Source organism: Fructilactobacillus sp. X8R2C1 (assembly GCF_059900955.1).
This window is the reverse complement of the sequence record NZ_JBWXVI010000001.1, coordinates 156,476-168,790: the sequence shown is the minus strand read 5'-3', so window position 1 is coordinate 168,790 and position 12,315 is coordinate 156,476. Positions and strand designations below refer to the sequence as shown.

Below are 12,315 nucleotides of genomic sequence, written 5' to 3'. Positions count from 1 at the left end.
TTTTATTAAAAATCATAAAATTAATGATATGATGTTATTGAAAGGGGATGAAGACAATGGAAAAATTTAAACCATTGACATTTGAAAGGATTTTATTGACAGTTGATCCCGACGATAGTAAGTCAACGCAACGGGCTTTTCGTTACGCAGTTACTATTGCCATTAAGTTTCATGCGGCACTTGGAATTTGCTCGGTGTTAGAAAATAATGATATTAATATTTATGATTCTTTAACACCAAGTAAAATCGAAGCAAAACGGGATCATTTACGAGAAGTGGTTGGTAATTACACCGATCGAGCAAGTGACGCTGGCGTGGAGGACGTAACTCCCATTATTTCGGTTGGTGGGAACATTGACGATGAAATCTTGGATGCCATTGCTCCCAAGTTTAAGGCAGATCTCTTAATTTGTGGAGCTGATGCGACCGGTGAACACGGTAATCGTAGTATTAGTGTTAAACTGGTTAAGCAGTCTAAAATTTCAACGATTATCATTCGTTAGTCTAAAGTTTTTAATAATAGGTAGGGTAGGTAAGGGTTTTGTCAGATAAGTTAAGAGATTTTTTTAATGAAGGTACCACCGATGAGATTACTAAAAAGATGCTTGGAACGTTACTGGTTTATCATTCTCCAAAGGGGTTGATGAGCGGATACGTTACCGAAGCGGAAGCCTACCTGGGACAAAGAGATTCAGCAGCGCATGCCTATCAGGGGAAAAGGACCCCATCGAACGAAGCCTTGTATGGTGTTCCTGGCACGATTTATATCTACTCCATTCATGGTCGACTTTGTTTGGACGTTGCTGCTCAGGCTAAGGACGTACCAGAGGGAATTTTGATTCGTGGAATCGAACCTTATCAAGGGATTGACTTGATGAAACAAAATCGTAAGAAAAATGGTTTTGAATTGACTAATGGCCCGGGAAAATTAATGGATGCCTTGGGGATTTATGACAAGGATATGAACTTGATTGAGCTTGGTAACACCGCCCTTGACTTAGACATTGATCATGTGAAAGTCCCAAAAGAAGTGGTCGAATCGGGACGAATTGGGGTTAGTGACCGAGGAACTTGGACGGACAAGCCGTATCGTTTCTACGTTAAAGGGAACCCTTATGTGTCTAAGATACCTAAGCGTGATATGGATTTAAAAACATACGGATGGAAATAAGGAAGGGATGCTACTTTCATAAAGTAGCATCCCTTTAAAATTGTTTTATTTTTCATTGTACAGGTTTTTTAAACCATGAATGTCACTAAGACCAATCTGATTAGGATCAAGTGAATTATAGTAGGTGTCATTTGGGAACATGATACTTTCTTGAGCGTGATTGTGCTTAAGTCCCATTGCATGACCAAATTCGTGTTCGGTTGTTAGCAATTGCTGCTTGTAAGTGTATTCCATGTTGCTCATTACCCGCGGATTGAGCGTGATTTTGGCACCTGACTGATAAGTGTGATTTTTAACGTTGACGGTTTTAGTAAGATTCAAAGTAACTCCAGCGTACCGATTGCCCTTCCAGAAGCCAGTATTACTATTGGTAGTACCAATGGTTGTCGGAACTTTGGTTTTGGAACGAATCCAGGTAAAAGCGTGCGTTTTATTCCAGTTTCTGGCAGCTTGTTCAATGATAGTTTGGTACGATTTGGGAGTTCCTCTCCGAATATAGTATTTGGCGGTGGGGTGTTCATAACGAAAACCAATGTTAGGGTCAACTTTCTGATCAGCTTCAGTGGTCGAGCTCGTGAGAGAACTAAAGGCAATCATTGAAACTAATAATACCATTAGGGTTCCCACAATTTTGATTGATTTTTTCATTTTTGGTCCACCTTTCATCCCTGATTTAGTCTGAAACAAATCCATATTAGCATAGCGCAACAGAATGGAGAACAAAAAAGAAATGGGTCCGAAATTCTTAATGATTTCGAATCCATTTTAATTACTTTTATTTTTTGAACATGTATTTAGCGTCAGCAACGTGATCCTGAGAAGTGAGAATTTTAGGACCATCTTCGGTGATTGCTAAGGTGTGTTCGTATTGAGCTGAGTATGAACCATCTTGGCTAACGTAATAGGTCCAATCGTCTTTTTTATCATAGTCATCTTTGATTTTCCAAGTACCGAGGTTAACCATTGGTTCAATGGTAATGGTCATGCCCGGTCTGAGACGCATTCCATGACCGGCAACCCCATAAGCTGGAACAGCTGGATCCTCATGAATGGAAGGCTGGATGCCATGTCCAATTAATTCTCGGACATCACCCATATGGTTTTCGTCTTCAACGTAGTGTTGAATGGCAGCACCAATGTCTCCAATTCGATTACCAACTTGAGCTTGGTCAATGCCAAGGTAAAGTCCCTTTTTAGTAACTTCCATGAGTTTCTTGATCTTAGGTGAGACTTCACCAACCGCGTATGACCAGCAGGAGTCACTTTCAAAACCGTCCTTATTGACACACATGTCAACTTTGACAATGTCGCCTTCCTTTAATTTTAAGCCCCGACGCGGGATTCCATGGGCAACTTCATTGTTGATTGAGATGCAAGTCCCGTAGTTATAGCCGTCAAAGCCCTTTTCTGATGGAGTAGCTCCGTGGTCGGTAATGTACTTGTCAGCGAATTCTTCAATTTCCCAAGTATCAACGCCCGGCTTAATGATTTTTTTCAAACCATTGTGGACACCAGCTAGAACTGCACCAGACTCGGCCATTTTTTTAATTTCACGATCTGATTTTAAAGTAATCAAGTGAATATCTCCTTTTATTAGTTGGATAAATTATTTTTTCTTCAATAATTAAAATTAAATAAAGCGTAAAAATAATTTTTAATTACCAAATTTAGTTAAAATCTCACACCTCTAATATATCACTACTGGGCCTATTATTTCTAATCATAAATTAACCGACGTCTTTGTGAAAGAACATCACAATTATTTTTATAAAATTTAAAGATTGAGAGGGATCGTGTTACAATATCAATTAATTAAGTGATAAATTAATAATTATTCTAAAATATGAAGCAAGATATCGGGTTTAGGTAACAAGTTATTGTTTAAGAAGATTATTTTTTATTCTTTGAGATAAAAGAGGCGACGAGTTTGGTAGCAAAAGTAAAATATGTAGGGCTTTTTCTATGCAGCATGGTTTTGTTAGTGTGCCTATTTTCCAGAATTGTAAAAGCCGATGGGTTAATTGATTATTCCCAAAATAATAATACCAACGTTGGCCTAAACGTGCAGGGAAGATTTAATGTTCCAATCATCAATCCCTTTACCCCAAGTGAAAATTTCAACATTGGTGCTAATGGAGCGGCTGGTGAGAATAATGATCAAGATGCCGTCGATTATGTCCCCAAAGATTTAACCTTTCAGGCTCTCAGTGACCCACATTTTGCGGATAGTCCGTTAACTTCAAGTGGCTCTAGCACGTCTAAAGATGGAAGTCAGAATAACTTTGTGTTTGTCCAAGTTCATGACTTTGGTGATACCGGACCAATGGAGTTAAAGGCCACGCTTGAAGCCGATGGGAATGGAAACGGGTTTGTTAACGGTGATGGAGATGCCCTTCCCGGAGCGTACATTGAATTAAAGAATACCCAACTGTTTCAATATGACATTAGGGATGCTGTGTACAATAATATCTCACAACCAGCGTCACCAGACAACATTGGAACTACCACCATTACGACTGATGCAGATGCTCCGGTAATGTTGTCGAATACTAATAATGGCCCCGCTGATCAGTCAATGACTCCGGTTGGTTCGTTTGGCGTGTATGAATTAGCGTGGACGTTAGGAGATTTCCGCCTGGAAGTTCCGTTTAATAGTAATAGTTTTACTGGCTATGATAAAGCCCCTAGTCAAGATAATGAATACAACGGCACAATTGATTGGAATTATGCTCCTCAGGTTCATTAAAAAGTTAGGACCCTAATTATGAAAAAGTTCGTTAAAGTACTATTAATCACGCTGATTGCCTTATTTATGGTGGTAGTCTTGGCCACTTTGACGGCTTCGGCTGCTAGTATGAGCAGTACGGCCCCAATCCAGGTCAAGATCGATGACAGTTATCATGTGTCACATGATAATTCATACTACCAGATTATAACTAACCAAGCACGTGATTATCCCATCGCCATCTCGTTAACTAATTTAAGTAAAACCAACGCTTGTCAGATTAGCACCCGAATTGATTCTGCGTCCACATCATCTAGGTTGGCGTTATTTTTTAATAATAATCAAAGTCAGTTTCGTGGATTACCCGTTAACATGCGCCAAGTGGTCTCATTTAATGAGTTAAGTGATCGTGATTTTCAGTTAGCTCCCAGGCAAACTCGGATCGTGAAAATGTTCCTCAACCTAAATAATGATAATTTTCGCGACTTTAATGGCGAAATCCTTGGCGCAGTGACTTTTACACAAGATGCGCCGGCAGTTAAAGGTGAGATTAATAATCAATTTTCTTACACCATCCCGATTGAGGTTAGAAAAGGGAAACCGCAAGGTAGTGAGATTAAAGCAACCAAAAACGATCTCAAGAAGGATGCCGTCAAGCATGCAATGTTTACTTTTGGACTAGTCAATAAAAAACCGGCCATGTTAGATGACGTGAAGGCTAATGCAACGTTGAAGAACGTGACGTTCAATCAACTTATGACGAGTACCGACGAGATTAGAAGGGGTCAGATAGCCCCCAACAGTGAATTTGCGATCAAACAACCACTAAATAAACAATTATTGCCCGGTAGGTACGTTGCCACCGTTAATCTCAGTGGTAAGAATTCAGTTAATGAATCACCTAGTCACGTTAAATTACAAAGGGAATTTATCGTTAGTCCGGTTGACTACATCAGGACATTTTCAGATCGAACACTCTTGATTATGATCGGAATTATAGTTGCGTTAGGCCTGATTGTCACAATTTTGGTATCTCTAGTAATATTTAATCATCGAAAACACAAGGTGTAAGTCTTAAATCAGGGAGGAATGAACGGTGAAAAAGGATAAATGGATCCAACGAGTAATTCTCGGTGGAGTGACCATATTATTTATAGTGGCTTGTACGATCCTATTCTTATATACAACGAGTTCAAATCGTTCTGCTTCAGTAAAGGCCGAAAGTAATCCTCAAACAGCTAGTTCATCAGCTAGTCATGCTCATTCTGCTAGTCAAAGTAGTTCGTTTAAAAAGACAAGTTCAAATAGTGATAATCCGGATCAGGCGTCATCTGGAAACGACCAGAAGACAAAAACCTTAAGTAACCATGATATGGACCAAAAGAATGGTAAGTACACACAATTAATGCAAGAAAGTCAGAATGACGAAAGTGATTTTAAGGCGGGTAAGTACGTGCCAGCCACCAAGTTGTCGGCTGCGCAAATTAAAACGGCTGATTTATCGACTGTCTCGGTGGGCGACTGGAGTAGTTTTGTTGCGGCCATCCAGAATTCAAACGTCGATCATATTTTAATTGCAAATGATTTTGCCGCTCCTGATACCGGAATGCGACAGGTCCAGGCTGCTTCTCGTCTAAGTGGTAATCTGGTGGTCGACGGACAAGTTACCGCTTCTAATAGTAATCCGGACGATCAACACGTTAATGGTCCAACGGTTGATTTAGGCGGTAATAGTTTTGATTGGCATGGAAATAATAGAAGCAATTCGAATGGGACATCCCAGTTTCCAGACGTTCAGGTTAACAACTTGAACGTGTATGGTGGTAATTATTATGGGATGTTTTGTGATAGCAACGGTGGAATTCATGGTGATGTACAAACTTACACCAATTATTCGTATACCGGTTCTCAACCGTTTGTTAACTATGGTGGATTAGACGTTTTAAAGGGCCAAATCCGGTTGAACCAGGTTAATCGGTATTCAGCGATGGGGCGAACTAATACTAATATTTCCTTTGGTGGTCAACAACTAATGGAAGCATGTGCATTGTGGATTGCCGACAGCAATGACAGTTCCAATCCAACTAACGTTAAAACCACCAGTAATAACAATTCTTCTCTTCCTAATTTTGAAATTGGTGACTGGGGAGACGAACGATGGGATCAGCGGATTCAAAATGTTCCCACTAATCCTAATACTGGTCAACCTTTTAATCTGGGTCAGATTGCGATTGGTAACAATGTCAATGTCGATATGGATGCGACCGCTAAAAACTCAGTTGGTGGTGGTAATAGCAACAGTTCAGGTCAAACTTCTGGATTTGATCTGGGGCGTGGAAATAACCAAAATGACTTTAGTATTGGTAATTACTCCAAGGTTAATATTGATATGACGCCTGGTCATACGGCCATCACTTCTTATAATCGAGCAAATAGTAGTGCTCAATCTGGAATTAATGTTGGGAGTTCAACCCTAACGGTCAATAGTAATCATGGTTACGGAAGCCCAGCAACTAATCGTCCAGGCATATTTGCTAACGGTGACATTACCTTTGCTCCTAATCAGGTTGCTGAACTTGACCCAGGTTCTGATCAACAGCCAACCTTAAACATTGATAAAAATGTTCAAAATAATGACTCAAGAATGGCAATTCAGTCGCTAACTGGGAACGTTGATTTACGTAAACTAGGGTATGGCGATCTGCGGATGAGTAATTATAGTCATCCGGTTAACGAACCAATTATTTCGGTTAATCGCGGTCGTACAACCGGGAGTGGACAGATTGAGTTTGGTGTTAATCAACCATTCTCAGCTTGGAACTTAACTAATCATGATAATGACGGTTCGCCTCAGTGGAGCTGGGAACAATCACCGGCTAGTGGCTGGTCGTATCCAAATGATACCTTTCAACCCACTTCGTTTGATCCATATCAATATTCTCGTTTAAAGGTGGGGACTTCCCAGTCCGAAGGTAACCTGCAGTTTGACCATTCCTTAAATGATGCAAGGGATTCGAAGTACTCGTACCAGATTGACGGAACCGTCACGGATGACAACGGTGCTCCTTATGCAAATGCGTATGTTAGTTTAACTGGTGATCCGAATATCCAACCCAATGTTGGCAACAACGATAGTATCCCAAATGATGGTTACGCCTTTGGATATCCAATGTTTCAACCCAAAGCTCCTGATAATATTTCCAAAAGGGAGTACGTCGCTAAGACTGATTCTACCGGGCACTTCAAGTATACGTTGCCTAAAAAGAACGGACAGCAAACCTACCTGACTGCGAACGAAACCATTACGGCTTTTGCCGCTGGATATAATGATTCCAGCTGGTTTTACACGAAGGAGACCCCAGAACCAGTTGACGGTGTTAATAGCCCAGGGGTGATTAATCCATATCAACCGCAAACACAGGATGACAATGGCTTTCCACAAAATGTCGATCCAGGTGACCAAGTTGCGGGAGCTAACAACCCTGCTGACAATAATGATCCGGCAATGTTAAGACTCGACGCGGTTCCTCAAAGCATGCAATTTAACATGAACGGTGGGAATGCGTCACCGATTAATGGTCATTTGGCGGTTCCAATTTCTGAGCAGGGAACTTCGTTAGCTTACAATCCAAATAGTTCGAAGCCAGGGATCTTTACCCAGTTTACTAATTCTGTTGGTAGCGAAATAAATGATGACGGTTGGAACTTATCGGTTACGGCTACAGCAAATGATAATCAAGGAAACCTGTTAAATGATGCATCGTTACTTTTGGGTGGGTCCCCACTTAGTGATGGTTTTCTCCAAGAATTAAGTACCCCAAGTGGCATGGGACTTACGCAGTGGAATAAAACGGGAAACAATCTTTCCGACCTCATTAACTTTAATGGACAGGAAACCCCGATTGTCTCAAGTAATGATGTGAGTTTAGATAATTCAACCTATCAGACATTTTGGAATTTGGATAACATTAAATTGAACCTAGATGAAGAAGTTTTAAGGGATAATAAAGCGGGTCTTGGTGGCAATTCACAGAACTCTAGTGGAACGCTGACTTGGAACTTGTCTCACGGTCCTTCTGAGGGCGACTAATGATTAAGACGATGATAATTTAAGAATTGTTGTCGTCTTTTGTGCGTAATGAATGATTAAACTTGGAAATTGGAGTGGCGTTATAATGAAAGTAGTTCAAAGATTAATGGTGATGATGGTTGCACTCGGTGCTTTTGTTCTTTTCTTCTTACTTGGAAGTATTTTTACCCAGGCCGATACACAAAATCAGGTCCCACTGGAAGTTCTTCCTCAGATAAAAGATGTGAAAGGCCAACAAAAAAGGGCTGATTATTTCGATATTAAGGCAACTCCTGGGATGAAACAACAGCTAAAAATCCAGTTGATTAACCGAAGCACTAACATGCCATTAAAGGTTAAATTGGGAGTTAATCCCGCTACTACTTCTGGAGCTCCTACGATTAGTTACGCTAATAAAGAGAAAACTAATAACCGTCAATTTCCGATTGAGAAGTTGGTAACTTTTGCTAAAACTTCCGATCAGTCGGTTTCACTTCAACCGCAACAAAAGCAAACCGTTGTTTTAAATCTAAATGTTCCGAATGACAGGCGATTTCAAGATTTCAAGGGAACCATTCTTGGTGGCCTTTACGTTGTCGAAGATAATGGCAACCAGTCGTCATCACCAGTCAATTCACTGTATTCATATTCGGTTGGAATTCAGTTAAAACACGGAAAACAACCTGCTAACATCAAAATGAATGGGATTAAGATGCTGAATGCTAGTAATCCTAATTTGATGGAAGTCAAGTTATCAAATGACAGGGCGGCGGTGCTTGGAAAAACCAAGATTAAGACTGACGTTACACCGATTAACAGTATGAATGCTTTAGACTCACATACAACTTTTGATGCCGTAATCGCGCCTAATAGTTCGTTTAATTACCTGGTTCCTAAGTCCGCTAACCAATTACCGAACGGACGCTATTTGCTTCACTTAAAAATGATTTCTAATGATCCTCAATTTAAGGGAACTAAGGTCTGGAACTTTACACGTGGGTTTACTGTCAATAACCCAATTTCAGCGACTCATTCAATAAATAAAGCGGTTTCAAAGAGCATCTTCTGGTTGGTTATGTTAATATTGTTGTTGGGTATCATTGGTATCTGTCTTTATTTCTTTTTTGCCGGAAGAAAACAAGATGAGCTATAAATCTAATAAGACTATGTTTCATACACAATTGTGTATTATTATTTGGAAACCGGTGCTTGCGTGTTCCGGATTTTTTGTGCGGGATTTTTGTGTCACTGGGATTCCTAATTTATGAACAAAGGAAGAGTGATTTTTTGGAAAAAGCAGCAAAGAAAAACATTTTTTTATTTGCGATTGGAATTGCCATTGTTGTGGCTGGTTTTCTTTTTATTGAATTTGGGATCAACGTTGATGGTGTAAAGCGTGGCGAACACACCCCCATTTTATTTGTATCAGACCTAAATAAAACTTCCAAGGCTGCTAATCACCTGACGGTTACTTCTAGCCGTGAGGGCGGCGAGTATGCCATGAAGATTAACGTTTATCCGGACGGTAAGATTTATTACCATCCTAACGGAAATGTACACGCTAAGTATCCGATTATCAAGGTCAACTTTACCGACAATACTGCTTCAACGGTAATTCAGGCGAAGTGGCTGAATGAGATTCTCGTTCATTTAAATCATAAGTACCATTATCAACAATATAATGCTTTAGGATTCGGTTCTGGAAGTTTGACGATTTATCAGAACGCCGTGGCATATGGTCAAGAATCGAATCATATGCGACTGACCAAGTTCATATCAATTGGTGGACCATACAAGGGCATCATGCCGGTAACTGATGTTATGAACCATCGCTACCCGAAAGTTAGTGAATTAAAGGATGCCTCTAAGAGTTTTCCGAAAGGTGTGAGTGTCCTCAACGTTTACGGACAATTGAGCAAGACAAATAAATCTGACGGACGAGTTACTACTTCGTCTGCTCGTGAATTAAGAAAGCTTGTCCCGGGCTCTGACTATCAGGAAATTAAAGTAAGCGGAAGATCAGGTCAACACAGTAAGTTATTAAACAATCAGATGGCTTCAAGAATTATTGAAAGATTCCTGTTCGCTGAATAATCAAACAAAAAGCGAGATCACAAATTAATGTGATCTCGCTTTTGTTTTAATTAGAGTTGGTTAACGACACCTTTTTCAACGGCACGGCTTAATGCTTGAAGTTCGTTAATCTTTGATTCAATGAGGTATTGACCCTTAACTTCACTCTTGTCTTTAGCATCTTGTAATTGTTGGTCTAAGAATTGAATTTGTTTATCGATATAATCAGTAAGTTTCATATTATGCACTCCCATCTGTTCTATTTTTCACTTACATCCTACCAGATTTGAACTCGTTTATCAGGTTTTAAGTACATCTGATCTTTGGCGGTTACGTCAAAAGTTGTGTAAAAGTCATCAAGATTCTTAACTTGAACAGATGCCCGAAGTGGGGCAGGTGCATGCACGTCAATTGATAGTAATAGATTCTGGTATTCTGGGGTGGCTTTCATCCGCCAAATCCGACCCCAGTTGGTAAAGAACTGGTATAAGTCAGTATTATCACCATTTTTAGCGGCTTCTTCAGCACAGCTAAGACCACCCGCATCAGCGATATTCTCTGAGACGGTCAGTTTACCGTTAACTTTACCACCCGCAAATGGAATGCCGTTGAATTCGTCAATCATTTTCTGGGCTAACTTGGAGAAGTGTTCGTGATCGGACTTGGTCCACCAATTATTCAGGTTACCATACTGGTCGAATAAAGAACCATTATTGTCAAAGGCGTGTGAAATTTCATGAGCCATAACCGCTCCGATTCCGCCATAATTAGCGCTTTCGGGTTGATCTAAACTGTAAAATGGTGCTTGTAGGATGGCAGCCGGGAAGACAATGATGTTTTTAAAGGGATGATAGTAAGCATTCACGGTGTTGGCACTCATTTCCCAACGTTCTCGTTCCACTGGTTTGTTCCACTTTGAGAATTCGTCTTGGTTGGCAATTTTTTCAAAGTTAAGTAGGTTACTTAAAACCGTGCCACCATCTTTTTCCTCGGTAACGTGAAATTTCTTGTAAAGCGGATCTAATTCATCAGGATATCCGACTTGAACTCCAAGGGTAGAAAGCTTTTTAGTTGCCATCTTCTTAGTGTCGTCGCTTAACCATTGATTGTTTGAAAGTCGGTTTTTATATACGTCGATCATACTATCAACCATTTGATGAACGTCAGCTTTGGCTTTTTCACCAAAGTATTTTTTACCGTAGTAGTCACCAACCACTTGATCAAATGTTCCTGATGCAAGGTAGTAGGCGGCCTTCTTTTTATTAGTGGCTTCCTTCTTGCCTGAGAGCGATCTACTATAGGTCCCACCAACTACCCGGAATTCGTCTGAGAGAGTGCCACTGTACCCATTAAGTGTCTTTACAAGCATCCAGTCCTTCATAAGCTGGAAGTGAGATGAAGTTAAAAGTTCGGAAAGATTACTAAAGAATTGGGGTTCGGTGACGATGATCTTTTCGGGAAGGGTACCAACTAACTGGTTAATGGCTTCCTTTAGGTTCAAGGCATTGGTTGACCGAGCTAATTCGTCGGTACTTTCTGGATTGTACATTTTACTGTAGTCGGCAGCTTCTTCAGCTGACTTGACGTTTGGGGCGATTAAACGATCAAATTCAACCGCATTTTCAACGATCTTTTGACTGTCGTTCTCACTATATCCAGCCATTTCAAATAACTTGGTGGTCATTTGAATGAAGATTGGCATTAAGGTTTTGGCCGCTTCATTATCTTTTTCGTAGTAAGTTTTATCTGGCATAAAAAGGGAAGGTCCACTCGCAAAGAGGGCGTTCACTTTCGCATTCTTCATGTCAGGATCAAGTCCCAATGAAAATGGGGTTGGGAGTCCAGAAAGGATCCAATCGGGGAGCTGATCGTTTAAATCATTGTAATTTTCCAGATTACTGATTCGGTCAAGGACTGGCTTTAAAGGCTTAACGCCATCTTCATCACGCTTTTTGAAGTTATTAGTCATGTTATAGAACTTTTTGTATTCTTCGAGTTCGAGGGTTTTAGCAGGTAATTTTCCACTTGATAGGTCGGCTGAATCCTTCATTAAGGTCTTGTCGATATCATCAACTAGATCCATGAAACCACCGGTTGACGAGTGATCAGACGGGATGGTTGCTTGTTTAATCCATGCTCCATTAATGGCGTCATAGAAGTCGGTTTTTAGTTCCGACTTATCAATTGGAAATTCTTTGTTAGTCATAGTCATTGTCCTTTCGAATTTTTTCTCATAATTAAATGGTATCAAAAAAGTCCCATGAATGTTGTTCATGA

General features: G+C 40.2%; 11 protein-coding genes. 7 read left to right on the top strand and 4 right to left on the bottom strand.

Annotated elements, in window-relative coordinates; all coding sequences use genetic code 11:
- Positions 1-56 precede the first annotated feature (56 nt).
- Both AC6UD6_RS00895 and AC6UD6_RS00890 read left to right on the top strand, forming a co-directional pair.
- A complete protein-coding gene (locus AC6UD6_RS00895) occupies positions 57-503 on the top strand; it encodes a universal stress protein (protein ID WP_500693457.1) in 447 nt (148 codons plus the stop codon).
- A 38-nt stretch (positions 504-541) separates the two neighbouring features.
- Positions 542-1,171 carry a DNA-3-methyladenine glycosylase gene (locus tag AC6UD6_RS00890; RefSeq protein ID WP_500693458.1) on the top strand — a complete coding sequence of 210 codons (630 nt, stop codon included), beginning with the start codon at positions 542-544 and terminating at the stop codon, positions 1,169-1,171.
- A gap of 45 nt (positions 1,172-1,216) precedes the next feature.
- On the opposite strand, the gene AC6UD6_RS00885 is transcribed toward AC6UD6_RS00890, so the two are convergent.
- The gene (locus AC6UD6_RS00885; RefSeq protein ID WP_500695299.1) at positions 1,217-1,819 is read right to left on the bottom strand and encodes a matrixin family metalloprotease; all 603 of its coding nucleotides are present in this window, start codon (positions 1,817-1,819) and stop codon (positions 1,217-1,219) included.
- A gap of 127 nt (positions 1,820-1,946) precedes the next feature.
- Positions 1,947-2,747 (bottom strand): type I methionyl aminopeptidase, encoded by an 801-nt coding sequence (gene map / locus AC6UD6_RS00880; RefSeq protein ID WP_500695297.1) that lies wholly within the window; start codon positions 2,745-2,747, stop codon positions 1,947-1,949.
- Positions 2,748-3,098: 351 nt separating this feature from the next.
- Here map and AC6UD6_RS00875 point away from each other — a divergent pair, with 351 nt between their 5' ends.
- From AC6UD6_RS00875 to AC6UD6_RS00855, 5 genes are all read left to right on the top strand, one after another.
- On the top strand, positions 3,099-3,917 hold the full coding sequence (locus AC6UD6_RS00875) for a hypothetical protein (protein WP_500695296.1): 819 nt from the start codon (positions 3,099-3,101) through the stop codon (positions 3,915-3,917).
- A gap of 18 nt (positions 3,918-3,935) precedes the next feature.
- Positions 3,936-4,967, top strand: a complete 1,032-nt coding sequence (locus tag AC6UD6_RS00870; RefSeq protein WP_500695295.1) for a WxL protein host-binding domain-containing protein — start codon at positions 3,936-3,938, stop codon at positions 4,965-4,967.
- 25 nt (positions 4,968-4,992) lie between these two features.
- A complete protein-coding gene (locus AC6UD6_RS00865; protein ID WP_500695294.1) occupies positions 4,993-7,986 on the top strand; it encodes a pectate lyase-like adhesive domain-containing protein in 2,994 nt (997 codons plus the stop codon).
- 85 nt (positions 7,987-8,071) lie between these two features.
- Entirely contained in the window at positions 8,072-9,118 is a 1,047-nt protein-coding gene (locus AC6UD6_RS00860) for a WxL protein host-binding domain-containing protein (RefSeq protein ID WP_500695293.1), read from the top strand.
- A 134-nt stretch (positions 9,119-9,252) separates the two neighbouring features.
- The gene (locus AC6UD6_RS00855) at positions 9,253-10,059 is read left to right on the top strand and encodes an alpha/beta hydrolase (RefSeq protein WP_500693465.1); all 807 of its coding nucleotides are present in this window, start codon (positions 9,253-9,255) and stop codon (positions 10,057-10,059) included.
- 50 nt (positions 10,060-10,109) lie between these two features.
- Here AC6UD6_RS00855 and AC6UD6_RS00850 read toward each other — a convergent pair whose 3' ends face one another.
- Positions 10,110-10,277, bottom strand: coding sequence for a hypothetical protein (locus AC6UD6_RS00850; RefSeq protein WP_010022596.1), 168 nt, complete (start codon positions 10,275-10,277; stop codon positions 10,110-10,112).
- Positions 10,278-10,315: 38 nt separating this feature from the next.
- Positions 10,316-12,244, bottom strand: a complete 1,929-nt coding sequence (locus tag AC6UD6_RS00845; RefSeq protein WP_500695292.1) for a M13 family metallopeptidase — start codon at positions 12,242-12,244, stop codon at positions 10,316-10,318.
- Between the last annotated feature and the right edge of the window lie 71 nt (positions 12,245-12,315).

Excerpts from the sequence above, each read along its gene's own strand:
- AC6UD6_RS00885 (WP_500695299.1), bottom strand. The coding sequence starts at position 1,819 with ATGAAAAAATCAATCAAAATTGTGGGAACCCTAATGGTATTATTAGTT.
- AC6UD6_RS00860 (WP_500695293.1), top strand. The coding sequence starts at position 8,072 with ATGAAAGTAGTTCAAAGATTAATGGTGATGATGGTTGCACTCGGTGCT.
- AC6UD6_RS00845 (WP_500695292.1), bottom strand. The coding sequence starts at position 12,244 with ATGACTAACAAAGAATTTCCAATTGATAAGTCGGAACTAAAAACCGAC.
- AC6UD6_RS00895 (WP_500693457.1), top strand. The coding sequence starts at position 57 with ATGGAAAAATTTAAACCATTGACATTTGAAAGGATTTTATTGACAGTT.
- AC6UD6_RS00870 (WP_500695295.1), top strand. The coding sequence starts at position 3,936 with ATGAAAAAGTTCGTTAAAGTACTATTAATCACGCTGATTGCCTTATTT.
- AC6UD6_RS00850 (WP_010022596.1), bottom strand. The coding sequence starts at position 10,277 with ATGAAACTTACTGATTATATCGATAAACAAATTCAATTCTTAGACCAA.